We start from the raw sequence: 25,264 nt of genomic DNA on the forward strand, positions 1-25,264 counted from the left end.
GCAGGTCAGGAAAGAAGAGAAATCATGGTCAGTCCGTTAGAGAAAGAAAAAATAGCAGATAATGCAGTCCGCTCTATGCTATATGAAGTTACGGTCACTCCTAAACCAGGCCTAGTGGATCCAGTTCGTTCTGGAGCACACCCTGATATGGATGTGTTTGACTTTATTGATAGCGCACTGTGTTTACGCCCGTATTTTAGTAAATGTTTCAGCGTGGGAGCTGCTTATACTGAAAAAGATCTCCGTGGTTTATTCAAGTCGGTCAGAGGATATGGGATACGCGCCGAAAAAAAGATGTTATCAGTTACTAATGACCTTAATACCCATAAAGGTGCTATTTTTTCTTTAGGTATCCTGGTGACTGCGATCGGTTATCAAAGGCAGCATGATAACTTTTCAATCGATGAATTACCTACAATTATTATTTCAATGCTTGAAGGAATGATCCAACACGATTTTGCTGATATTTATTCTAAAGATCCAAAAGAAATAACAACTGGAGAAAAGCAATTTGTTAAGTATGGTATCACTGGTGTTCGTGGACAAGCAGCAGCTGGCTACCCAGCAGTATTTAAATATGGTCTGCCGTATTTGTGTCAAACAACCGGAACGCGTAATCAGCGTTTGCTTGATACTTTTATGAAGATCGTCTCTTGTACCCAAGATTCTAATTTGATCAAACGAGCAGGAAGTGTTGATATAGTTAAGCGTGTTCAACGACAAGCAGAAGATTTTTTAAAGTTAGGTGGCAGCAGAACAAAAATCGGGATGAAAAAGCTCCAAGAAATGGACAGGTTCTTTATTCAAAAAAGCTTGAGTTTGGGCGGTTCGGCGGATATGCTGATTTTAACTATCTTTCTGGCTTTATTGACTGATAATTTATAATATACAGCATGAAAAATACGAACTTGTAATTTAATGAAACGAAAAATTACAGGTTCGTATTTTTAATTAATGTCATCAACTTAGTGATTCAATGAACGTTGACCGCACTGATGCGAACCCAATTAAAAACTAAATGAATAACTGTCCAAAAGAACTTAAAATAAAGAACTGGCGGCACTTAAACAAAAAGTCCGTCCTTTTTGGTTTGGACGAATAGGTCGAATAATTGATTAGTTACTTTGCGTTGGTTTTCAGTCAATTTCTGTTTAGGAGTACAAATATAGATAGTCCTTTGCAACGGAAAGTTTCTGATTTTTGCTAAATGTAATTTGTGACCGATGTCCTGCCACGTTACGGCTGGAACAAAGCTGGCTCCGACCCCTGATTCCATTAGTTGACGGACTGTAGATGGAACATCTGCTTCATATTTATAATTGATCATCAAACTAGTTTGTTCAAAATATTTGTCGACCGTACGGCGCAACTGGCTTTCCGTACTCAAACCAACAAAAGAATAGTCGTAAAGGTCTTTAAAATCAATGATGTGTTTTTGTGGTGTATCTGAATTTTTGACACCTATTAGGATATCTTCCGTTAATACAGAGACGCAGAAAAAATCAGGGATTTTTTCACTGGTTAAAATCATGTCATATTTACTTTTATCGTTTTCCTGACTAAGTTTTTGCGAGATTTGAAGACGAACATGCGGCAACGACTGTTGAATTTGTGTCGCAATTTTGCCGATCATATCTGAACCCACTTGAAAGAGAATGGAGAATTGTTCTTCTTGTGCCTGTTTTTGGCTCTTAAGGGCTACGATCCCGCGCTCTAACTCTTCCAAACTGTTGTCTACATAACTTAAAAATAACTTACCGGCATCATTTAAATGCAACGAACGACCAGCCCTATCAAAAAGTTGGACTGAAAGAATGCTTTCAAGTTGTTTGATCATTTTACTGACGGCTGGCTCAGATATATATAGCTCCTGTGAGGCTTTTGTAATGCTTTCATGATGAGCCACAACTGAAAAGCATTGAAGCTGATTTAAATTCAATGATTTGACCTCCTTAGTGGGATATATGTACATTACAGACCGTTAAATACTGTAATTTAAAGTTAACGTTTTTTGTTGCACCATGTAGAATCGTACCATTATTTAATGTTTTATCTAAATAACTTATTGGTTATCTTTCTTTCTATTTTACTATTTTACCAATGGCTTGCACGCATTTACACTTAGACAAGGAGGGTATTTTGTGAGGTTTAACCGGTCTGAGATACGTTCTAATATATTAGCTTTATTTTAAGCAGATTTGTTTTGCAAAATTCATGCAAGTTAGTTTAACTAAATGGCATATTTTTGTGTTGGTAAGGGAATGTTCGTTTTTAAGTAATTGAAGCTTATAGCTATTAAGTTTATTTTCACAGATATTTGTAAAGAAGGTGGATTTGTTTGAAAACATTTTGGATGTTTCCTGGTCAAGGTAATCAATTTCCTGGCATGTTGCGTGATGTTCCCCCGAAGCTGATTGCTAAAGTAAAAGACTTGACTGGTTTTGATTTGCCTGATGATGAGGAAGCCTATCAAGATCCCGTCCAGATCCAGTTAGCGTTGCTTGTTTTACAACTTAACGACGTTTCCTTACTTAAAGAAGCGGGAGAAACACCAGACATTGTCGGCGGTCATTCTTTAGGGATCTTTGCTGCAGCTGTCTGTTCCGGTGTTTTGAGTGAAGATGATGCGCTTAAGCTGGTTTTGAAGCGCGCAACATTGATGAAAAATGCATATCCCAATGGCTTTGGAATGGGAGTGATCATTGGCTTAACTCGTACTGAAGTTGAAAACTTGACTGAAAAAGTTAACTCGAAGCAGAACCCAGTCTTCACGTCAAACCAGAATGCTGAATTACAGATTTCGCTATCAGGTTCTTATGAAGGGATCGACCAGGTTTTGGAGCTGGCAAAAAAGCAGAGCGCCCGTACTGCTAAACGTCTGTCGGTCCCTTCTCCTTCGCATTCCCCATTGATGAAAGCCGCAGCACAAGAACTTGAACAGTATGTGGGCAGACTAAATCTACAGGACGCTAACTGTGTATATCTGACTAATTATAACGGACATGCAGTCACGAAAGCTGAGGATATCGCATATGATTTATCTCACAATCTGATGTACCCCGTTTATTGGGATACGATGGCAGAAGTAGCATTGGAGTTGGGGGCCGAGGTGAGTATCGAACTTGAACCAGGGCAGACGTTTACTAAATTAATGAAACAAAAGACATCAGATATTCAAAATATTTCATTAGCAACGATGTCAATTGATGATGTTTCATTTCTACTAAATAAATGGAAGAGAGGTTTTAGTAATGGCTAATAGTACAAAAAACTGGAGTACACATCGTGAGGCCAAACAAGCTAAATTAAATAGATTAGGTGATACGGTTAAAGGAAAAATTTCCGATCCTGAAAAGATCGAACAACTTTTAGAAGCGGTTATTTCCCCAAATGACAAAGTCGTTTTAGAGGGTGACAACCAGAAACAAGCTGACTTTTTAGCAAAGTCTTTAACAAAAGTTGACCCTGAGAAGATACATGATTTGCATATGATTATGTCATCAATTTCGCTGCCAGAGCATTTAGACATTTTTGAAAAAGGAATTGCCAGTAAGATGGACTTCTCATTTGCGGGACCACAAAGCACGCGAGTGGCTCAGATGATCGCGGATGGCACAATGCAGGTTGGAGACATTCACACTTATTTGGAATTATATGCTCGGATGTATATTGACTTGATCCCGAACGTTGTCTTACTGGCAGCTGATAAGGCGGACAAAGACGGTAACCTGTATACTGGCTATAACACTGAAGATACACCAGCAATTGCCGAAGCAGCAGCCTTTAAAGATGGGATTGTTGTGGTCCAAGCTAATGAGATAGTTGATAAGGTACCACGGGTTGATGTTCCGGGCGACTGGGTCGATGTTGTTGTTCCAGCTCCATATTCATACCACTTGGAACCGTTATTTACTCGGGATCCGCAGAATATTACGGAGATTCAAATTTTGATGGCCATGATGGCACTCCGCGGTATTTACGAAAAGCATAATGTTCAATCAGCTAATCATGGTGTCGGCTTTAACACTGCAGCTGTAGAGTTATTGCTGCCGACTTATGGTGAACAGTTAGGTTTAAAAGGTAAGATCGTACCAAATTGGGAATTGAATCCGACACCAACCTTGATCCCTGCGATCGAAAGTGGTTGGATCAAATCAATTCACAGTTTTGGCGGCGAAGTTGGAATGGAAAAGTATATTGCAGCTCGGCCAGATGTTTTCTTTGTCGGTAAAGACGGCACAATGCGTTCCAACCGCGCCATGGGTCAAGTAGCTGGACAGTACGCTTTGGATATGTTTGTCGGCTCGACCTTGCAGATCGATCAATTCGGTCATTCTTCGACCGTTACTAATGGACGATTATCAGGTTTCGGCGGTGCGCCTAATATGGGCAGCAACCCGACTGGCCGTCGTCATTCAACTCCTGCATGGCAAAGTCTCAGACCAAAGAATGATCCGCTGGGCAAGGGCCAGAAGTTGGTTGTTCAAATGGTTGAAACATTTGGGGCAAATAAAAAGCCGACATTTGTCGATCATTTAGATGCTGAACAAGTACAAAAACAGGCTAAGTTAAAGAACGTTCCTGTCATGATTTATTCGGAAGATACGACACATATTGTCACCGAAGAAGGGATTGCTTATTTGTACAAGACTGACAGCATGGATGAACGCAAAAAAGCTATCGAAGCTATTGCTGGTGTGACGCCACTTGGATTGAGGAGCGACGGTGATTCTTTAAGCGATTTGAGGAACCGTGGTATTGTTGCTTTGCCTGAGGATCTGGGTGTAAAGAGAGGTCAAGCTAAGAGATCATTGTTGGCTGCCCAAACGATGGATGACATAGTTGAGTGGTCAGGCGGTTTATATAACCCGCCGGCAAAATTTAGAAGTTGGTCATAAAAAGTAATTTAAGACTAAAACTATCCTAAAACAGAAATCAAAAAGAACGCTTTTTGAGCTTAATATTATTGTGGGATGGCCTAGTATAATAATTACTCACGTCTAAAAAACTGTTTAAGTATCTGTTTGTGAGAAGTTTATTCTGGCAAAAATATAGGGAGTGAAAAATAAATGGAAAAATTGTCTTTTGAATTTGAAGCATCGAATCCAATTAAAAAGCCGGTGCATGTTGGTGTTGTTGCTTCAGGTGACCTTGAAGTTATTTTGAAACCGACTCAAGGCACAAAAGCAACTTTAAAAATTGTTACAGGTAGTGATGGATTTAAAGAAATTTGGAAAAATGTATTAACACGTTTCTTTGATCGTTATTCTTTGTTGGCAGATTTTGAGATCAATGATTTTGGTGCCACACCTGGAGTAGTTAATCTACGTTTGACTCAAGCAATGGAGGTGCTAAATCATGAATAATAGTTTTGTTGAGCTTAATGGTCGTGAGCGTGCTGAAGCTTTATTAGACCCACATACCGGTCGTGAATTAGTTGGACCATTTGATGATATGATCTCACCACATTTGGAGCCTCAAGGGATCGTGCCTGAAAGTGACGATGGTGTGATCGTGATGAAGGGTCAGATAAATGGCAAGGATGCTGTTGTGATCTCAATTGAAGGAGCTTTTCAAGGCGGCGGGATCGGCGAAGTCAGTGGTGCTAAGATCGTAGCTGCTTTAGAAAAAGCGTTGGAAGATAATAAACAAGGCAAAAAGATTTATCCGGTCTTTATCCTTGATACCGGCGGAGTTCGTTTGCAAGAGGCTAATTACGGGTTGCTATCTATCTCTGAAATGCAAAATGTGATAATTGCCTTAAAGAAGTATGTTCCAGTGATCGGATTAGTACCAGGCCGGGTTGGTTCTTTTGGGGGGATGTCCATTACAGGAGCTATTTTGTCATACTTGATCACAACGCAAAAAGCCAGGATTGCTCTGAACGGACCGGAAGTTATCGAACAAGAAGCTGGTGTTCGCGAATTTGATTCCAGCGACAAAAATCTGATATGGAATACATTGGGGACCAAACAACGTGTAGCTACCGGTTTAGCGGATGAGGTTAGTGGAGATTCAGTCGATGCAATTCGTAATGCCGTTTTCAATGCGATAATTGGAGAAAAGGATGCACATCGAACTGAACATGTTGACTTTTACCTGTCGGTGCTTGATCAGTTAGATCTTTCAGCTGAGGCAACTCCTGATAGTTATCGTAAACTGTATGAGTGTGTAATTGCCAAGAAACATTCTCTGTCTGAGGCAACAGAAGGCAAGAGGACCAGCGAAAATGATCAAAGCCGAGGTCGTTTGTGGTTTGAAAGCTTGACAGGGATCAAGAACGCGACAAGTGATGTGCCGACAGTGTTGCATGCCACGGTTAATGGTATTGAATATACTGCAATTGTCCCTGATGAAAACAACAGCTTCCCCCGCGTCCGCCACGGAGAGGTTGGATTAGAAGAGGGATTTTCCATGGCTAACGTTATCAATCAGGTAGTGAAAGAAGACAAAGACAAAAATGTCAAGCGTCCAATCGTCGCTGTGGTCGATGTTCCAAGTCAAGCTTATGGATATAAGGAAGAGCTGGTCGGCATTCACGTTGCTCTGGCTTCCAGCGCAGCTGCCTACGCCAAAGCACGGCAAGCAGGACATCCTGTCATTGGCTTTATTCCTGGAGATGCTCTTTCAGGCGGTTTCTTGGCTCACGGCTTGCAATCCAATCGTTTGATCGCTTTAGACGATGGTTCGATCACGATCCAGGCTATGTCTAAGGAAAGTGCCGCTCGGATCACATTGAGAACGGTCGATGAACTTGAAGAAGCCACGAAGAATGTGCCGGCAATGGCTTATGATGTGGATAATTACAATAAGTTAGGTGCTTTATACAAATTACTTCCTGGAATTGAGTCTTGGAAGCCAACAGCTACTGGAGTCAAAACGGTCATTGACACGATCGAAGCTGCAATCAATAGTGCGCGAGAGGGCGAAAATAATATGCATTTTCGTTATGAAACACCGATCGCCAAGGAAAGTGGACGGAAAGCCACGATTACGATGCGTCAAGCAATAGCACAGCAATGGGACAAATAAACTTGTGGCCACATGATTTGATCACATTTCCAGACTTGAATATGTTTCAATGTCAAGGAAATTTTCCTTCGTGGGCGATTGAAGCATTGGCTAAAACGCACACAGTCGTCGTTCGGCGAGGACTGCAAGTTCAGGGAATGATTCCGGCTGGAATACGGGGATATGAACGAGCTCACCGGTTGGGAGGCTTTTTGAAAGTGCAAGACGCTGCTACTTTTGAAGTTACCACACCTTATAAATTAGTGGAAGAACGGATTTGGCAACAGTTGGAGAAACAGCGACTGCAGTTACCTGCACTTCATGCGCTTGATCAAATTAGTCAAGAATTACATGGTTATCAGTGGGGAGTCGGTGGTAGCAGTGGCTATGAGCTGACAACTGGTTTTCCAACTGTAAAATCCAGCAGTGATTTGGACTTGATATTAAAAAATTGTTCTAAGATGACGAGCAGAGAAGCGCAAAGTTTGCTACGAAAAATCAATTCTCATGGAGTACATGCTGACATTCAAATCGTTCAAGGACAAGATGGATTTTCGCTGGAAGAATATGCTAATGCACGTGCGCGATCCATTTTGATCAAAACTGCTGGAGGACCGATTTTAAGTCAGACTCCATTTGACCAGCTAGGTCGGAGTTGATTTGAGGCAATAACTAAAATAAGCCCTACTGAGAATTGAAACAATAGATTCTCAGCAGGGCGTTTTTGTTGCAAAGTAGGCCCAAGGTACCGTACCCCCACGTATTTTTATTTGTGATGCAAACTAGACAAAGGTTTGAGTTATATTCAACTCAATCGAAGATCGTTTCGACTAGAAGCAGATTAAATTTATGTATGTAAGATTATTTTTATTGAGTCAGCCACTGCCTGCAGTGTTTTTATAGCTGATCCCAAGCAAATCAGTAAAAATCTCCACTAAGAACTATTGAATTTTTTTAAGAATTAAATATACAAAAAACTCCTCCGAAAAAATCAGGAGAATTTTTTTCGGAGGAATATTCAGTTTGCAGCAATCTTAGATCTGATGATAAAGTTCTTGATCTTGATCCAAATTATATGGAACAATACGGCGGATAGAAATGATAGGCACCAGGTCAGTAAATAGATCACTAAGATCGAAAGTGCTGGATGGGCTGTTTTAGCCATTGATCCACCAAATAAGCGCCAAATTACTTGCAACCAAAAAACATTTGAGAGATATGCCCGATATGCATAAGTTGCTAAAAAGTGAAAAGTAGTCAACACTGGCGAATTATCTCGAATGTTTTTGAAGGCTAGCGAGGCAATCAGCGCAATCACCACTAAACAATAAAGTGTCATAGAAATCTTATAATAAGGTGCGTTCGTTAATAATACAGGAAAACCAAAGCTAAATAACTCTTTGTTCGTCCAAATAACTATGACGATATAGGCCATTACAAATAAAAACCATGTCTTTTTAAGAAAATCTTCGGCAGTTTTATGAAATTTCCAAGTTAAAACACCTAAAACCCCATAAATGAAAAAACTTACAAAGATCCGGTCAAGTAAGTACCAAGTGGTCATATGTGGACCGTGAAAGATTTGTTTCTCATAGAATGCAATCCAAGCAAAGAAAAGTGCTAAGCTTATGATCAATGCGCCCCATGCATGATTTCTGCTGTTATTGACGTAATTAGCTAAGATCCAAAAAATAGGCATTAATATAATGAACTGCAGCATCATTGTGTTGTACCACAAATGCGGCGCGGCATTGCCGTTGATAAATTGCCACAAAAATGTACCAACATCGTGAAATTTCGTAACTTGTTGGACGTTTGGAAAAATCAGCAAGTAAGCTAATGTCCACCAAATAGTCGGCACAAACAACGCTGCCCATTGGTTGCGCATATAGTTGGGATAATCTTTCAAAGTACTATCTGGGTTACTTCGAATTGTAGAAAACAGGATCCCAAAAATAAACGCTGGTGCCGTGAATTTGACAAGATTATAAGCAATGCCAACACCCATTTGTTGGAAGTGTGTCAAACCGGTAGAAAGTACTAAAGATAAAACAGATTGTAGTATGACAGCTGTACAGGCAAAAGTTTTCATGTAATCGCCCACATCAGCATTGGTGCGTTCGTTCATGAGTTATATCCCCTCCCTTTATTATTTTGATCAGTAGGAAATAAATATGACCCTACACCTATAATCAGTATAAGGGAGTTCGAACCAACTAAAAATTATCAAAATAGAATTACATATAACGTATTGGTTATTTATCATACTTGTTTAAATTGCAATTAGATATACATATAATACAGGGCAGACAGTAGATTAAAGGAGTAAAGGATGAGACTTCAAATTTATGTGTAGAGAGGGCTCACGTCTATGTTTGCGTTTTCTCGCTAGAAAGGACCAACGTTATTTTTAGTGGGAAAAAGTAAAAGCAAAAATTGCTTCATTTTAACAATTACTTCTTCTTTAGCAGTCGTTTCTTTATTTTTAAGCCACCACAGTGCGGTTTGTCTGAACGTTCCAAGTAAAACTTGATAGGTAAAGACGGGTCTTGAAGCAGAGTAGAATTTTGCTTTGAAAAGTGATTTAGCCGTCTTTTGATTTACATTTCAAGATAGTTGTTGGCAATCTCAAAGCGGAATTCGTCAATAGATCGTATTTTAAAATGGAGTAAGATTTTTTGATAACTCTCAATAAGTTGAAGTACTTTTTCGAAACAAGTCAAAAAGTAGTCCAGTAGTGTTTCAGTATCAGTATCAGTCTCGATCGCTTGAAAAGTGTCTTTTTGGATCGTGTGGATCACAAATTTAACGAAGTCGTATTTATCATTAAAGTGTTTATAAAAAGTCGGTTGTCTTATATGCAAGTTCCACTGTGATCTTTTGCAAGAAGAGTCTGCCACTATAATTCCTTTGCTTAAGTGGTCAGTCCCGTTAAACAGATATTAATTTTATATAGAAAAGAGTAGTGCTGGACATTTTATACTTCCAACACTACTCTTTTAACTTATTTAGTTTCGTTTTTATCTAATAATTCTAGAGCTTTTTCGATAGTTTCTGACTGCGAAAGGTTTAAACGGCGTGAAAGATTCAGTAGTAATTTACGGGTATCTTGTGACGTGTTGACATGGATCGATTGCTCACGTTCTTTTTCGTCTGCCATATAATATTCCTCCTAAGATATATTCTTGTTGCATTACTAAAGTGTACTTAAGTTTTTACAAAATGACCTAAAATATTTGAAACTAAATATCATCTCTCAGTTCGTGTTTTACACCATTTTGATAGTTAACTCAAGGGTTATCTATTTTTTCAAAGCAATTTTTGTGCTATATTCAAATTGAGGACTATTATGATAGTTAATAGATCGTAATAATTTGGCAGTTTCACTTTATTGGAGGAATTAAGACATGATCAACATTGCGTCAACGACTGACAGTGGGTTTGCCGATAATTTACTAACATTTTACGTTTCTATTTTGGAGCATAATTTGGATGAACCATTTCATTTCTATATTATCGATGATAAGTTAAGTAAGGCTGACCGTCAGTATTTAAGTCAACTTAAGGACATTTATGGTAATTGTAGAGAGATCACATTTTTAGAAGGGAATTTTGACTATTATAAGGAAGCCAACACTGATTCACCAGACTCGGCGATCAAGGAAAATACTTACTACCGCTTGGAACTTCCAGAATTAGTCGATTGTGATCGCATCTTATATCTGGATAGTGACATGATCTGTACCGGCAATATTTCAGAACTGTGGAATGAAGATCTGGAAGGAAACGTGATCGGTGCTGTGGAAGATCAGGGCTATGTCGACCGTTTAGAAGAAATGAACGTTCCGCATACCAAAAATATTTATTTTAACGGCGGCTTACTATTATTCGATACTAAAAAGTGGCGTCAGGAAAATATTACTGAAAAAGTGCGGCAATACATCGTCGACCACCCAGATAACCTGATCTATCAGGACCAAGATGCTTTAAATGCGGTTTTGGTCGGCAAGTGGAAAGTCTTACATCCGAGATACAATGTCCAGTCTAAACTGGCACGCCACGATTTAGCTAATCCAGATCCAAAGGCCGAAGAATTGGCACTTGATGCACGGCGCGATCCTTTATTGATCCATTTTTCTGGCTGGAGTAAGCCCTGGGTCCACGTTGGTAAGTGGGTCCATCCTTGGAGAGATGAATTTTACCGCTATAAATTTATTTCTACACAGCGGTTACGAGAACATGCTGAAGCTTTACAAAGCGAAAATAAATAATTAAAAATCAAGGTCTGCTGCTTTGAATAAATTTTAAAGTAGCGGATCTTTTATTGTGAAAAGGCTGTCATTTGATTACAAATGCGGTATCATTGGGATGAAAGACAAGCTTTATCTAAGAGGAGGTAATTTTTAATGAAATATACTTTAGCGGACTTTAGCCAAATGATCGACCACACTAATTTACATGCAGATGCTTCTTTTGGTGATATGGTCAAGCTTTGTAACGAAGCGCAGCAATATCATTTTAAGATGGTAGCGATCAATCAGACCCAAACAGCAACTTGCGCCAAATTACTGAAGGACAGCGATGTTCATACAGGAGCTGCGATCAGTTTTCCATTAGGGCAGACAACCTTACGAGCTAAATCGTTTGAGGTACATGATGCTATCGACAAAGGTGCTGATGAGATCGACTATGTTGTTAATTTAACAGCAGTTAAAAACGGGGATTTTGATTACGTTAAAAATGAAATGCAGACGCTTGTCCAGCTTTGTCATGATAAAAATGTTTTGTGTAAGGTCATTTTCGAAAATTGTTACCTAACTAAAGATGAGATCAAAAAACTGGCTACGACCGCTAAGGACGTTAAGCCTGACTTTATCAAAACGTCTACTGGTTTTGGGGCAGGCGGGGCAAAAGTCGAAGATGTCAAACTAATGAAAGAAACGGTCGGAGACGAGGTCATGGTCAAAGCCGCCGGCGGGATCCGGAATACGGATGATTTCTTGGCAATGATCGAAGCAGGCGCCGACCGGATCGGAACTAGTTCTGGTGTCAAAATTATAGATACTTTGAATGAACGTTTTTCTAAAGATCGCATCGATTCGATCGAATTGAGAGCTGGTGAAAAAGAAGCACCTAAAGTCGATGTTGGACATCCTGATAGTCATGAAACAGAAGGTGAATATGACTTGTGGTCTGACCTTTACGAATAAGGATCATTGATTTTCAGAGCACTGTTGGTCGATAGCTGACAGTGCTTTTTGCATTAAGCATACATACATTTTGGACGATCATTTTCTTGGTCACTTTTGTTTGAAACCGTTTGCTTTTGGTGGTATTCTAAAAGTGATAAGGTTCACAAAGAAAGGAGAGGTTTAGTAATGCAAAAAGGTAGTTGGGTCAAAGCAGTTGTTGCCGGTGCGGCACTTTGTTTAGGTGTAGCTGGGATGGGATCGTTGTCTGGTGCCGATAAAGTTTCGGCAGATAAGGTCGAGAATGGTCAGGTCAATAAGTTTGATAAGTACAAGGGTCATCAAATATATGAATACACGATCGAAAACAAGAACGGATTGAAAGTTTCCGTTTTAAGTCAGGGTGGTACTTTGCATGGGATCTATGTGCCTAAGGGACCTAAAGACAAACGCAATATTATTATGTCTTTCAAGCATACTAAGCAATATTATGATAAGAACGGCAAATCACTATATGTTGGGCAACAGGTCGGCCCAGTCGGTAATCGGATCCGTAATGGTAAATTTAAGATCGATGGTAAGAAATATTCGGTCCCGACTAATGAAAAAGGCAACACGTTACATGGTGGTCCTCATGGTTATAACTCGGTCCGTTGGAAGGGAGAGACCGGAACATATAAGGGTAACCCGGCAATTACTTTACGTCATACATTTAAGTCTAAGTACACAGGTTTTCCAGGTAATGTAAAAGCGACTACCAGATATGTGGTCACTGATGATAACAAAGTCCAAGTTTTGATGAGTGCTAAGACCGACAAGGACACTATCTTTGACCCGACGATCCATGCTTACTTTAACTTGGGCCAAGAAAAGACTATTAATAATCAAGTCTTAACGATCAATGCTCCACAACGTTTGGATCTAAATAAAGAAAAGATCCCAACTGGTAAATTCATCAACAACATTGGTAAATATGATTTCACCAAGGAGAAGCCATTAAAAGACCACTTAGATAAAATGAAGAAAACTAAAGAGGGCGGTTTTGATACGATGTTTAGTGTTGAACCTGATAAGAACCAGCAGATCGCCAAATTATCAGATCCCAAGACGGATCGTTCGGTCACTTTCCACTCAGAACGTAATGGCTTGGTTGTCTTCAGTGGTCAGTCATTTAATAAGAAGATCTCATTTGAATCAGGCAAAGGTCACAAATATGGTGCGATCGCACTTGAACCGCAGATGCTGCCAGATACGGCTAACCATCCAAGCTTTGGCGATGTTTCGTTGAAAGCCGGTCAAACTAAAACTAAGGCGATCACCTATCAAATTGATTACTAGGGGACCAACATTAAAAAGCTGCTTACTTTTGTAGGCGGCTTTTTTGTGTCTTGAAAAACAGTTATCTTGATAAATGAAATATTGTTTTACAATAGGAACGTTTGTTCGTATAATAAATATGAGGTGATAAACATGACATATAAAAAGCAATTAAAATATAACCCAGACGATTTTAATGAAGCAGAACTGCAGCATTTTTTTGATTACGAATATCAGGATCGGGGAATGTTGAAATGGCAGGGGTTCTTTTTATCAGATCATACTAGTGCTTTGAACAAGGAAAGTGAAGAAAAAAAGCCGCTAGGGCGTCCTAAACAAAGCGAGACCGAAATTTCCGAGCACTTAATACAAGCCTGGCAAAGTAAACGGCAAGTAACGATCCAGTTGGAAGAAGTAGATGATGATCAAGTCCCTCAAGAAGTGAGTGGAAAAATTGCAGGCTATCACGAAAATGAGATCGTAGTTCAGTCGTTAGACTCAGAAAAAAATGTCATGGTATTACTGGATTCAGTGCGTAATATAAGGGATGGGAAATAAGGTAGACCAATTTCTGTAAAAAGAAAGCGCAAATTCCGTGTTATCGTTTGCGCGAAAAGCAAACTAATACTACAATATTATTGTTTGATTATGTTGTTGACGGAATGCAGAAGATTTTCAGCAAATAATATACCGCTAGCTCGAATCATTGAATATAAAATATACCAATTTGATAGTGACCTATTATTTTTCTTTGCAGATCGTCGGGTAAGCTTTCATTTTATAGAAAAGAGGAGTTTCTATGTCCGAAAACAATGGTTCTGGACCCAATTTCGTTGAGAAACATCTGATGCCGCTGGCTGTCAAGTTAAGTCGCTTTAGACCATTGATCGCTATTCGTGATGGGATCGCGATCGCTATGCCATTGATCATTATTGGTTCTGTTTTCATGATATTGGGCAGTTTTCCGATCGAAGCCTGGACCACTTGGCTAGCGGCAACATCGCTTAAAGGAGTGTCTTTAGCAGACATTTTCGCTAAGATCACTAACGGTTCTTTTGGGATCATGGAGCTAGTAGGCTGTTTCGGGATCGCTTCAAGTTACGCAGAGCAATTCAAAACAGACGGAAAGTCTGCCGGAGTGATCGCGATCGCCTCGTATTTTGTAGTGACCCCAAGTATTATGACAGGGGATAAGGTCCCGTTAGAAGGAATGCCCTATGGTTATTTAGGAAGCAGTGGACTATTTATCGCGATCATTATCGGATTGATAACTGGTGGGGTCTTCCAATGGTTCATCAATCGTGACATTCGGATCAAAATGCCAGATACTGTTCCACCTGCTGTTTCGGATAGTTTTAGTGCGTTGATCCCTGGCGCAGTTATTATTGGGTTATTTGGGATAATTTATGCATTATTTGTTTGGACCGGCTGGGGCAATGTCCACGATATCATGATGAAATTACTATCTAAGCCGCTCGGGTTACTAGGTGATACTTTGATAGGAACGATCATTGCGATCGCTTTGAATAGTCTCTTTTGGTTCGTCGGGATCCACGGTGCGAATGTTATCAACAATATCATTTCGCCAATTTGGCTCATAAATACAGGTGCCAATAAGCAGTTAGCAGCAGCTGGTAACCTTGATCTAGCTCACCATGGGCACATTATCACTCAGCCATTCATGGATAATTTTGTTTTCATGGGTGGAGGGGGAGCCACTTTAGGATTGGTCCTTTCGATGGGGATCTTAGTAGTGTTACGGCGTTCCAGCAAGCAAATTAAAACGTTGACGCCGCTGACGTTGACACCTGGACTATTTAATATTAATGAACCGACCATGTTTGGGTTGCCGATCGTTTTAAATATGAATATTGTGATCCCGTTTGTACTTGCACCTGTCCTCAATGTGATCACAACTTATGTTGCCATGAGTTTGGAATGGGTCCCCCTATGTACAGGAGCGGTTATCCCGTGGACGATGCCGCCGGTTATTTCTGGTTTCTTAGCCACGAACAGTTTGAATGGCTCAATTTTACAGATCGTTAATATTGTGTTGGATATTTTAGTATACTTTCCGTTTCTTTTGTCGTTGAACAAGCAATATGTACTGGAAGAGAAAGGTCAATTGGATGAAGCCGAATAGTTAAAAGAAAGGGAGAAAATGATGGTCAAAAGGTTACTTAGTGCAGATACTAGCGAAGTTTTAGCAATGAATGGTTCACAGCTCAAGCAAAGCATTAAGGCAAGCGAGGGACGCGTGATAGTTAGTGAAAATGTTGTGGTCCATGAAGCTTTTGATGGCTTGACTACCTCCGAATTGGCAGCAGCGTTTGGAGCTGACCTGATCTTACTGAATGCCTTCGACGTTTTTGAGCCGCTTGTTTTAGGTCTGTATCCTGGGGAAGATACTTTAGGACAAGCAAAGCCGCGCCATGATGGTGGAATTATTCATCGCCTGCAAAAGCTCGTCGGCCGCCCGGTCGGGGTAAATTTAGAGCCGGTCGATCCCCAAGCAGCCATGGCTGAGGATCGCTTAGAAATTCCGGCAGGACGCCAAGCCAGTGAAAAGACGTTGCAAGAAGCTGAAAAATTAGGTTTTAATTTCATTGTATTAACTGGAAATCCCGGCACAGGCGTGACTAACAAGCAAATTGCAACTAATATTCAGGTTGCTAAAAATAACTTTAGTGGATTAGTGATCGCTGGTAAGATGCATGGAGCTGGTGTTGAGGAAGCTTTTGTTAGTGTTGATGCGGTTCAAGATTTCTTACAGGCGGGGGCTGACGTAATATTAGTTCCTGCAGTAGGGACGGTACCCGGTCTGGATGAAAAGCAGCTGACAGAAATAGTGCATCTTGCTCATGGAGCAGGAGCGCTGGTAATGAGCACGATCGGCACTAGTCAGGAAGGTTCTGGAGCTAGTTATCTTGAAAACATTGCGATCAGAAATAAAATATGCGGCGTTGATATGCAACATATCGGTGATGCTGCTTGGGGGATCCAATCTCCATTTGAAAATATTTATCCTTTGAGTAAAGCACTCCGTGGTGAACGACACACGATCCAAAGAATGGCACGCTCGATCAATAGATAGGATCGCGAAACGAATAGCCTAAAAATGTACAGGTCAAATTTGGCCTGTTTTTTAAATTAAAAAATAGAATTTGCCTTTTTTGGCGTATATATATGTAGGACTTGTGGACAGTCTGAAAATAAAGACAAATGAGGTAAAAAGTATGCAGAAATTCGTATCATTGACAATAGCGATATTGCTCAGCTGCAGTCTGTTGACAGCATGTGGGTCCAAGCAAGAAGAAAGTTCATTCGCTAGCGGCTCGAAAACCGAAAAAGTGTCGGGCCATAAGACGACTGATAAGGAGAAAGGAATGCAACAGAAGTCTAAAAAGGTACATAAAAAAAGTACAACTAATAAACAACAACTTGAAATCAACTATGAGAACTACAAGCTAAAGGGACAAAAAGACTATGCAGCTGACTTTACAGACAAAAGTTGGGCCGGTACTAAAGTTGTGATCGACAAGGTGCAGATCGCTCAAGTCGAGAGCCAAGAATACGATTCGGCTAATGACGGAAAATTTGACGTTAACGGTTTTGCACGTCTACACATGCAAGTGACTCCGAGTCGTGATATTAACTTCTATCCGACCCAAGGAACGGCAATTTATAATGACGGTCAGCAACAAGAAGCAACAGGTAACGAAAGTTGGGATGGGGAGATCGCCAAGGGTGCCACGAAGGATGGCTGGATCTCTTTTCCGATCAAAGAGCTGAATGATCCTACAGCTCTGACCAGTCTCAGATTAAAGTTCACTGCGGACTATGACACAGATGATTACGATGATGACGGGGCCTATCAGGATTACGATCTGACGTTAGAGTTGAAGTAGCAATAAAAATGGGCTGCAAGAGCACCTTACGATCTCTGCAGTCCATTCTTGTTTCATATTTTTGGCGCAAAAGAAATTATTTATTGAACTCTACCATTGAGTCTTCATAGATATGAATAGCATCCCTTTCAGTCACGGGAACATAAGCATCGGTTGCGAGCTTACCACTAGCGACTGCTGCTTTGGCCATTTGGTCAAATTTACTATCGTCAGTAATACCAACATCTGGCAAAGTCATTTCTGAATTAAGCGACTTGAGCCAGTCATGTGTCCGGCGAATTGAATTTTCCGCTAATTCCATATCGTCATAGCCGTATTGATCCCAAACGGCTCTAGCAAAACGTGCAAATAACGGTTTGGTATTGGAATTTAAGGCAAATTGCATCCAGCGCGGTGTTAAAATGGCTAAGCCAATTCCGTGGGTAATGTCATAATGAGCAGACAATTCATGTTCAAGCGGGTGAACAGTCCAGCTATTGATCGTGCCAGTGCCAACGATCCCATTTAAAGCCATCGTTGCGGCCCACATTAAGTTTGCCCGTGCATCGTAATTTTCCGGTTCATTGACTGCGATCGGTGCCCAGTGGATCACCGTGCGCATTAAGCCTTCGATCAAGCCTTTAGAAACATCGTTGTTAGTATTATTGTCGAAATATTGTTCACATAGATGACTGAAAATATCACTGGCACCAGCCGCAGTTTGGCGTGGGGGAACAGTGTAAGTTAAAGTTGGGTCTAAAAAGGAAACAGCCGGTGAATTAGGACCGCCGGTACCCTTTTTCTGTGGTATCTCAGGGTTTGAGATCACAGAACCAAAGTTCATCTCTGAACCAGTTGCTGACAACGTTAAAATATCAACTAATGGAAGTTGGTCAATTTTAAAACGCTTAGCTGGATCAGTGACCAGATCCCAAGGATCACCATCGTAGTAGGCAGCGGACCCAATAACTTTAGCGGCGTCGATCACAGAACCGCCGCCGACTGCTAAGATCACATCGATCTTGTTTTCTTGGGCGAGCTTTTGTCCTTGACGGATCGAGTCGATCTTGGGATTAGGTGCGATCCCAGAAAGTTCAGTAACATTAAGATCTTTGATCAGCCCTAAAACACGTTCATACAAACCGCTATTCTTGATCGAATGTCCTCCATACACTAATAGGACATTTCTTCCATAGCGACTGAGAACATCATGAAGTTCGGCATCGATATGGTCATTGCCGAAACGAATATCGGTGGTATTTTTAAAAGTGAAATCTAACACGTAAATCTCCTCCTTATATTAAATGAGGTGCTATTTAACGCTCGCTAAAATACATAACAATTATAGGCAATCTTTGCTTGATATTTCAAGACATTTGCCAAATTGTCGACAATTTAATGTGCTGGTCGTTGTTAAGTGACGTTAGTTATTGTAACATCAAGGTGACTAAAGAAATTAAGGGGAATTTTTTAATGAAGGCTTTTATTTTTGATATGGACGGAGTGCTGGTCGACAGCGAAAGATATTATTATAGCTTAAAGCTTGAGTTTTTAGAGAAAATGGGGGAAAAGCCTGGGACCTCGAGCGTGACAGATATTGTTGGGCTTTCTGCTGATAATAGCTGGAAAAAGCTGGTGCCTGCTGATGAAAAGCGCGAAAGATTACATGCTTTATTTGAAGAGTATCGCAACCATCATTTGATCGATTATGCTAAATATTTAAACGCAGATGTGCCAGAATTTTTGGCTGATATTAAAAACGATGGGCAGACGATCGCCTTGGCATCTGCCGGCTATATTTCTGGCATTGAAAATATGATCAAGGAATGCGATCTTGAACAGTATTTCACCTCAGTCCTCAGCGGTGAGCATGTGGTCAATAATAAACCAGCACCTGATATTTATGTGCAAAGTGTGCAAAAATTAGGGTTAAAGCCTACTGAATGTGTGGCAGTTGAAGATAGTGCAGTGGGGATCCAAGCAGCCAAAAGCGCTGGGTTGGAAACATGGGCAGTCAAGTATCCATACTATAAGTTGGATCAGCATCAAGCGGACCACATTTTTGCCGGTTTTGGTCAAATGCGAAAATATTACCAACAAGAGTATGCCGGTAAGTAATTATGATAAGAATTAACTGTTGTGAGTGCAGCTTTTCGGATTTTTGTTCGGTTTTACCACAGAAGTGAACTTGACTTATTAGTTGATTCAGTTAAAATATATCTTTATTAGAAGAAAAACGTTGAACGAATGAGTAGGTCGTGTGAGAGTCCAGAAAGACGGCGGTTGCTGTGAGCCGTTCTTTTAGCTGCTGAATATGGTTCGGGAGTTTTACTAGTCAAGCAAAAGTTAGACTAAGATGGTCGGTCCATTATCCCAACAGTTTATACTGAGTGAGGAAGTAGGCGCGAGTCTGCTTTGAAGCAGAGTGGTAACACGGTCATACGTCTCTGCAACACTGCAGCAAAGGATCCAATTTGTCGAAGGGCAGATTGGATTTTTTAGTTTACAGGGCTTAGCATTCATCGAAGTTTTTTTCTATAGATACGTGCATTTATATTTAGTATAGATAGTTTGAAAATAGAGGCTATTTCTTACCTGCTGGCGAACAATAACTGGTACGATAAGAGCGTGATAGTCTTGTTGTTTTCATCATTCGTGGAAAGAAGGAGTTATGTATGGCAGATAAAAAGGGTTCTAAGGGACTTTCAGTACAGGCGGTTGTTGCTACCGGGATCGGGATCGCGATCGTTTTTGTTTTAAAGAGGTTTTTGCCGATCCCAACTGGTGTTCCTAACACTACGATCGATCTGGGGGAAGCTTTTTTAAGTTTTCTTGGCGCATTATTTGGCCCAGCGGTTGGCGGTTTGACGGCATTTTTTGCCCATCTTTTTACTGACTTAACTTGGGGAGATCCTTGGTGGTCATGGATCATTGCTGATGCTTTATTTGGGATCATGATCGGTTATTCGCGAAATTTTCTCAAGATCAAGCAAGAACCGCTGACGACAGGTAAGCTGGTTAAATTTAATGTCTTGCAAATAGTAGCTAATATCGTATGTTGGGGTGTGATCGCACCCTTAGGTGATATCTTGATTTATTCACAGCCGGCAGGAAAGGTCTTTTTACAGGGGGTTGTAGCCACCCTGACAAATGCAATTGCAATTGGGGTCGTAGCGACCTTATTGTTGATCGCATATGGCAAAACACAGACTCAAAATAAGAAATTAACGAAGGAATAATTTATGGCGACAACACCGATCATCTCATTAAAAAATGTTACTTTTCAGTATCAAAATCAATCAGAACCGACTCTAAAGGGAATCGACTTGGAAATTCGGTCGGGAGAAAAGGTCCTTATAACTGGCCCTTCTGGTTCTGGCAAATCCACCTTGGGCAACTTGTTAAACGGTGTGATCCCAGAAGAATTTACGGGTGACCTGTCTGGACAGATCAAAATTGATGGTAAAGAGCTGGCGGACCTTGACTTAACGGCACTTTCATTTGAAGTTGGCACTGTTTTGCAAGATCCTGATTCACAATTTGTAGCCTTAACTGTCGCCGAAGATATTGCTTTTGCCTTAGAAAATGATGGTCGCACGGTTGAAGATTTGCACCAGCGTGTTTCACAATGGGCTGAGATCTTACAAATGCCCGAACTTTTAAGACAAAAACCGCAAGAATTGTCTGGTGGTCAAAAGCAGCGAGTTGCTTTGGCCGGAGTGTTGATCGATGATGAGCCGATCTTGCTTTTAGATGAACCGTTGGCTAACTTGGATCCCGCTGCAGGTAAAACTTCCATGGAATTATTGGATCGTTTGGCACAAGAACGCGGCTTGACAGTGGTCGTGATCGACCACCGGATCGAAGAGGCTTTGCAAGTCCCATTCGATCGAATCGTAGTTTTAAAAGAAGGGCAGATCGTTGCCAATGATCGGCCAACTGCTGTGTTGCAAAGTGACGCCTTACTTTCAAACGGGTTAAGAGAACCGCTTTATGTGACAGCACTTAAGGATGCTGGTGTGGATGTGAGCCAGATAGAACGTTTAGATGATCTATCTGCTGTTCAGCTGAGCCCAGCGGAACAGATGAAATTGGTCTCTTGGCAACAACAACTCCCGGCTAACGGTGACCAGGTACAACCAAAACCGCTTTTGTCTGGAACAGGGATCACTTTCGGTTATCCGGATAAAAAGTTGATTTTTGATAATTTTGATTTTTCAATCAATCAAGGAGAAATGGACGCTTTAGTAGGACAAAATGGAACTGGAAAAACCACCCTGATCAATTTGATCACTGGTTTTTTGAAACCACAGTCTGGCAAACTCATACTAGGGAATGAGTCCTTAGATCCACTGTCTGTTAAAGAGCGTGCTGAAAAGATCGGTTATGTGCTCCAAGATCCTAACCAAATGATCTCCAAAACAATGGTTTTTGATGAGATAGCTTTAGGATTACAGTTAAGGGGGGTCTCGGAAGATGACCAGAACAAACGAGTCGAAAGGATCTTACATGTTACAGGATTGTATCCATTCCGTAATTGGCCGCTGTCTGCCTTGAGTTTTGGACAGAAAAAGCGGGTCACGATCGCTTCTGTGCTGGTACTTGAGCCGCAAGTTTTGATTTTAGACGAACCAACAGCAGGACAGGACTTGGCACATTACGCTAAAATGATGGATTTCTTGCGGGAAATGAATCAAACTTTAGCGGTCACAGTTTTGATGGTGACTCATGACATGAACCTTATGATAAGTTATGCGGACAGAACGTTAGTCTTAGATGAAGGGCGGTTATTAGCGAATGCAGCGCCCGCAGAAGTGTTGACAGATCAAGCTTTGATCACCAAGGCTCATTTGTCACGTTTGAGTTTGCAAGAATTGGCAGCGAAGGCAAAGATCACTGACGCAATTGATTTTGCTGAGAAATTTAGTGTTTATGAAAGGAGGAAACATGATGCAAGCAGAATCTGATATCAAAGAAAGCTCACAGACTAAGCTGCCTTGGATCAGTCGTTTGTCAGGAACGACCAAGATCGTTATCTTGTTAGGACTTTCAGCTATTGGAATGGTCAGCTATGACACAGCTTATTTAATTTTTTTGACAGTTTTTGCTTTTGTTTTCTACTATTCCGCGCATTTGAAATGGCGTAAGATCAAAGGTCTAGTATATGCCATCAGTGCATTCACCTTACTCAATCTGGTCTTAGTCTATGTTTTTAATCCGGCTTATGGAGCAGAGATCTATGGGACCAGCCACGTTCTTTTAGGAAATGGATTTTTTGCATTAACAACTGAGGAACTGTTTTACTTATTTAATATGACTTTGAAATATATATTCATCGTACCGTTGATCTTGGCTTTTTTGTTTACTACAGACCCTTCGGAGCTAGCTGCCGGCATGAACCGACTAAAGATCCCATATAAGATCTGTTATGCGGTCGAGTTGTCATTGCGTTATATTCCAGATTTTACGCGTGATTTTAAGCAGATCAGTTTGGCACAACAAGCGCGTGGCTTAGAGATCTCTAAAAAGGCTAATTTGTGGCAAAGGATCAAAGGCAGTACACAGATCTTGATCCCCCTAGTTTTTTCTTCGCTCGATAGGATAGAAGTGACTACTCGTGCGATGCGTCTGCGGCGTTTTGGCACGCAAAAGAAACGTTCTTGGTACATGTCTCATTCGCTGACGAAGCTTGACCATGTTTTGATCATAGGGACGATCGTTTTGATCATTATAGGCATTCTACTGTTTAAGGTTAATGGCGGTAGATTTTATAATCCATTTGTGTGATTTGAATAGTAGCTCTCAAAACGAAAAATAGTTACAAGGTAAGGGTCAGACAAAAAACTGATCCCCACAATAAAGCCGCAGTGTAATGGAATTTGATATTTTCCATTACACTGCGGCTTTATTATGATCTCTAAGGAGATTTTATGCATGTTACTAGTTTTCTTCCAGTTCCTCTAATGTACATTATTTTACTCCTAACCTCTTTTTTAAAGCTTGCGTCAAAATGTCAGAAAAATTAACATTGTTTTCTTTGGCTTTTTCATTTAAATATCCTGGAATAGTTAAAGTCTTTTTAACAACTTTTTTATCATATTTTCTTTGATATTCAGATATATTCAGCGTAACAAATGTAGGTGTTTCATTTTTTTTAGTTGCAGGTAATATCTCTGTTGCTTTTGGTAATTCATTTTCGAGACTATATGTTCCAATATAATCCTGGGCCATGGATAATGCATCTTTTAAATTTTTGCCTTCGGTGTACCCGTCAAAATCTGGTAGATATACCGTATATGGGTAATTGTCATCTGTGTCTTTGGTTAAAATTACTGGATATACTACTTTTTGATCGATCATATTTTTTCCTCCTAATATATTCTGTCTGCAACGAACAGAGCGGTTATTTTAAATTATGCTTTTTTTTTAAACCTTTTGCTAGTGTTTCTTTAATTTCGGGGTGTCGGGGTAGTTGTTCCTTTTCTTTATCATTAGTCCAAATATCGTGGTTACCACCGTTCATTAATAAATACCACCCATTTTTCTGAAAGAGTTTTTCTAATTTTCGTCGTTGCATACAATCTAACTTCCTTTTTTACTACTCCAATATAGCACGTATTTGCACGTATTTAAACAAAAAGCTAGTTTTGTTTTAGTGCTATTTTCGATAAATATGTCGAAAAGAAATTATTTTTGTTCTTTTTTGTAATAATTGCTCAACATGTATCGAAATTTTGTTATAAAAGAAATAAAGGCGAGATGATTGGTATCAAAAGAATTTTATCTAATGCTGTTAGAAAAATCTTGTCCCAATATTACTAAATGTTACAAAAAGAATGCATTTTTTCAAAAATACACAATTTAGTAAATAATCTGGTATTTTATTGTTACATTGGTTGGCTATACTAAGTGTCGTTGAATGTTACATAGACTTGATAAGCTTTTTAGGAGCTTGTCGCCAAAATAAAAAGTAATTATAGGAGTGTACAACAGACCATGAATAAAAATGTTAAAAATGCTTTACTCTCAGTCACAGCTGCCGCAGGTGTATTCGCTGCAGGCTCAGCTGTTGCTAACGCCGATACAGTTACCGTAAAACCAGGTGACACAGTTTCAGATATTGCTGCTAAAAATCATACGACGATCGCGGCTATCGAAAAAGCTAACAAATTATCTGATGTTGACTTTATCCTTCCTGGCCAAAAACTCGACATCGATGGTGATGGTAATGTTAAAGTAGTTGAACAACCAAAACAGACACAAGCATCTGTTCGGCAAGCTGCTCCAGCACAAGCACCTGCTCAAAAACAACAGGTACAGGCTCAGCCTAAAGCACAGGCACCTGTTCAAAAACAACAAGCACAGGCTCAACCTAAGGCACAGGCACCTGTTCAGAAGCAACAAGTTCAAGCACAGCCAAAGGCTCAAACATCAGCTCCTGTTCAGCAAGCTGCACAGCCACAACAACACAAAGCGCCAGTTCAAACTCATCATAATTCTGGTTCATCTTTATCCAGTTCTGAAGAAGCTGCACGTCAATTTATCGTCGGTAAAGAATCAGGTGGTAATTATAACGCTAAAAACGGCTTGTTCCGTGGTGCTTACCAGCTTTCTGATGATAAATTAGGCGGCGACTATTCTAGAGCTAACCAAGATCGCGTAGCTAACCAATACGTTCATGATCGTTATGGCTCATGGTCCAACGCAAAAACATTCTGGAACGAACATAACTACTATTAAAAAGAAATTTAAATGGCACATGGCTTCCCTTTTGGGGGCCATGTTTTTTTGACCAAAAATTTTCAGTCATCTTTTGTTAGCAAATATTTTTTCAGCTTAATTTTATGAATTCTTCATTGT

24 protein-coding genes are annotated in these 25,264 nt (G+C 40.2%); 18 read left to right on the top strand and 6 right to left on the bottom strand.

Annotation, left to right across the window (positions count from 1 at the left end):
• Positions 1 to 24: 24 nt before the first annotated feature.
• Complete coding sequence (gene citG, locus AC3XNE_RS07265; RefSeq protein WP_489831435.1) at positions 25 to 885, top strand: triphosphoribosyl-dephospho-CoA synthase CitG; 861 nt, start codon at positions 25 to 27, stop codon at positions 883 to 885.
• A 178-nt stretch (positions 886 to 1,063) separates the two neighbouring features.
• Here citG and AC3XNE_RS07270 read toward each other — a convergent pair whose 3' ends face one another.
• The gene (locus AC3XNE_RS07270; protein ID WP_489831436.1) at positions 1,064 to 1,939 is read right to left on the bottom strand and encodes a LysR family transcriptional regulator; all 876 of its coding nucleotides are present in this window, start codon (positions 1,937 to 1,939) and stop codon (positions 1,064 to 1,066) included.
• A 399-nt stretch (positions 1,940 to 2,338) separates the two neighbouring features.
• On the opposite strand from AC3XNE_RS07270, the gene AC3XNE_RS07275 reads away from it, so the two are divergent.
• The 5 genes from AC3XNE_RS07275 (at position 2,339) to AC3XNE_RS07295 (ending at position 7,670) form a co-directional block, all read left to right on the top strand.
• A complete protein-coding gene (locus AC3XNE_RS07275; protein WP_489831437.1) occupies positions 2,339 to 3,259 on the top strand; it encodes an ACP S-malonyltransferase in 921 nt (306 codons plus the stop codon).
• On the top strand, positions 3,252 to 4,898 hold the full coding sequence (gene mdcA, locus AC3XNE_RS07280) for a malonate decarboxylase subunit alpha (RefSeq protein WP_489831438.1): 1,647 nt from the start codon (positions 3,252 to 3,254) through the stop codon (positions 4,896 to 4,898). Before AC3XNE_RS07275 ends, mdcA begins: the two co-directional genes overlap by 8 nt.
• Positions 4,899 to 5,069: 171 nt before the next feature.
• A complete protein-coding gene (locus tag AC3XNE_RS07285) occupies positions 5,070 to 5,366 on the top strand; it encodes a malonate decarboxylase subunit delta (protein ID WP_489831439.1) in 297 nt (98 codons plus the stop codon).
• A complete protein-coding gene (gene mdcD, locus AC3XNE_RS07290; RefSeq protein ID WP_489831440.1) occupies positions 5,359 to 7,032 on the top strand; it encodes a biotin-independent malonate decarboxylase subunit beta in 1,674 nt (557 codons plus the stop codon). Before AC3XNE_RS07285 ends, mdcD begins: the two co-directional genes overlap by 8 nt.
• Positions 7,020 to 7,670, top strand: coding sequence for a malonate decarboxylase holo-ACP synthase (locus AC3XNE_RS07295; RefSeq protein ID WP_489831441.1), 651 nt, complete (start codon positions 7,020 to 7,022; stop codon positions 7,668 to 7,670). Before mdcD ends, AC3XNE_RS07295 begins: the two co-directional genes overlap by 13 nt.
• Positions 7,671 to 8,029: 359 nt before the next feature.
• Here the strand turns inward: AC3XNE_RS07295 and AC3XNE_RS07300 are convergent, their stop codons facing one another.
• Complete coding sequence (locus tag AC3XNE_RS07300) at positions 8,030 to 9,139, bottom strand: acyltransferase family protein (protein WP_489831442.1); 1,110 nt, start codon at positions 9,137 to 9,139, stop codon at positions 8,030 to 8,032.
• An 876-nt stretch (positions 9,140 to 10,015) separates the two neighbouring features.
• A complete protein-coding gene (locus AC3XNE_RS07305; RefSeq protein WP_489831443.1) occupies positions 10,016 to 10,171 on the bottom strand; it encodes a hypothetical protein in 156 nt (51 codons plus the stop codon).
• 247 nt (positions 10,172 to 10,418) lie between these two features.
• Between AC3XNE_RS07305 and AC3XNE_RS07310 the strand changes: the two genes are divergently transcribed.
• The 7 genes from AC3XNE_RS07310 (at position 10,419) to AC3XNE_RS07340 (ending at position 17,425) form a co-directional block, all read left to right on the top strand.
• A complete protein-coding gene (locus AC3XNE_RS07310) occupies positions 10,419 to 11,282 on the top strand; it encodes a glycosyltransferase family 8 protein (RefSeq protein ID WP_489831444.1) in 864 nt (287 codons plus the stop codon).
• A gap of 135 nt (positions 11,283 to 11,417) precedes the next feature.
• On the top strand, positions 11,418 to 12,221 hold the full coding sequence (deoC, locus tag AC3XNE_RS07315; protein ID WP_489831445.1) for a deoxyribose-phosphate aldolase: 804 nt from the start codon (positions 11,418 to 11,420) through the stop codon (positions 12,219 to 12,221).
• A gap of 168 nt (positions 12,222 to 12,389) precedes the next feature.
• Positions 12,390 to 13,538, top strand: coding sequence for an aldose epimerase family protein (locus AC3XNE_RS07320; protein WP_489831446.1), 1,149 nt, complete (start codon positions 12,390 to 12,392; stop codon positions 13,536 to 13,538).
• A 132-nt stretch (positions 13,539 to 13,670) separates the two neighbouring features.
• Entirely contained in the window at positions 13,671 to 14,075 is a 405-nt protein-coding gene (locus AC3XNE_RS07325) for a hypothetical protein (RefSeq protein WP_489831447.1), read from the top strand.
• Between the two features lie 241 nt (positions 14,076 to 14,316).
• Positions 14,317 to 15,660, top strand: a complete 1,344-nt coding sequence (locus AC3XNE_RS07330; protein WP_489831448.1) for a PTS sugar transporter subunit IIC — start codon at positions 14,317 to 14,319, stop codon at positions 15,658 to 15,660.
• Positions 15,661 to 15,681: 21 nt separating this feature from the next.
• The gene (locus tag AC3XNE_RS07335) at positions 15,682 to 16,611 is read left to right on the top strand and encodes a DUF7916 family protein (protein WP_489833389.1); all 930 of its coding nucleotides are present in this window, start codon (positions 15,682 to 15,684) and stop codon (positions 16,609 to 16,611) included.
• Between the two features lie 142 nt (positions 16,612 to 16,753).
• Positions 16,754 to 17,425, top strand: coding sequence for a hypothetical protein (locus tag AC3XNE_RS07340; RefSeq protein ID WP_489831449.1), 672 nt, complete (start codon positions 16,754 to 16,756; stop codon positions 17,423 to 17,425).
• Positions 17,426 to 17,501: 76 nt separating this feature from the next.
• Here the strand turns inward: AC3XNE_RS07340 and AC3XNE_RS07345 are convergent, their stop codons facing one another.
• The gene (locus AC3XNE_RS07345; RefSeq protein WP_489831450.1) at positions 17,502 to 18,686 is read right to left on the bottom strand and encodes an iron-containing alcohol dehydrogenase; all 1,185 of its coding nucleotides are present in this window, start codon (positions 18,684 to 18,686) and stop codon (positions 17,502 to 17,504) included.
• A 191-nt stretch (positions 18,687 to 18,877) separates the two neighbouring features.
• Here AC3XNE_RS07345 and AC3XNE_RS07350 point away from each other — a divergent pair, with 191 nt between their 5' ends.
• From AC3XNE_RS07350 to AC3XNE_RS07365, 4 genes are all read left to right on the top strand, one after another.
• Positions 18,878 to 19,522, top strand: a complete 645-nt coding sequence (locus AC3XNE_RS07350; protein WP_489831451.1) for an HAD family hydrolase — start codon at positions 18,878 to 18,880, stop codon at positions 19,520 to 19,522.
• Positions 19,523 to 20,079: 557 nt separating this feature from the next.
• Positions 20,080 to 20,643 (top strand): ECF-type riboflavin transporter substrate-binding protein, encoded by a 564-nt coding sequence (locus AC3XNE_RS07355; RefSeq protein ID WP_489831452.1) that lies wholly within the window; start codon positions 20,080 to 20,082, stop codon positions 20,641 to 20,643.
• Positions 20,644 to 20,646: 3 nt separating this feature from the next.
• A complete protein-coding gene (locus AC3XNE_RS07360) occupies positions 20,647 to 22,371 on the top strand; it encodes an ABC transporter ATP-binding protein (RefSeq protein ID WP_489831453.1) in 1,725 nt (574 codons plus the stop codon).
• Positions 22,355 to 23,191 (top strand): energy-coupling factor transporter transmembrane component T family protein, encoded by an 837-nt coding sequence (locus tag AC3XNE_RS07365; protein ID WP_489833390.1) that lies wholly within the window; start codon positions 22,355 to 22,357, stop codon positions 23,189 to 23,191. Before AC3XNE_RS07360 ends, AC3XNE_RS07365 begins: the two co-directional genes overlap by 17 nt.
• Before the next feature lie 183 nt (positions 23,192 to 23,374).
• On the opposite strand, the gene AC3XNE_RS07370 is transcribed toward AC3XNE_RS07365, so the two are convergent.
• Together AC3XNE_RS07370 and AC3XNE_RS07375 are read right to left on the bottom strand one after the other, a co-directional pair.
• Positions 23,375 to 23,764, bottom strand: a complete 390-nt coding sequence (locus AC3XNE_RS07370; protein WP_489831454.1) for a type II toxin-antitoxin system HicB family antitoxin — start codon at positions 23,762 to 23,764, stop codon at positions 23,375 to 23,377.
• A 43-nt stretch (positions 23,765 to 23,807) separates the two neighbouring features.
• Complete coding sequence (locus tag AC3XNE_RS07375) at positions 23,808 to 23,981, bottom strand: type II toxin-antitoxin system HicA family toxin (protein ID WP_489831455.1); 174 nt, start codon at positions 23,979 to 23,981, stop codon at positions 23,808 to 23,810.
• 419 nt (positions 23,982 to 24,400) lie between these two features.
• On the opposite strand from AC3XNE_RS07375, the gene apf reads away from it, so the two are divergent.
• Positions 24,401 to 25,144, top strand: coding sequence for an aggregation-promoting factor (gene apf, locus AC3XNE_RS07380; protein WP_489831456.1), 744 nt, complete (start codon positions 24,401 to 24,403; stop codon positions 25,142 to 25,144).
• Positions 25,145 to 25,264: the final 120 nt, after the last annotated feature.

This window comes from Ligilactobacillus sp. JN-6 (Y).1 (assembly GCF_058111525.1).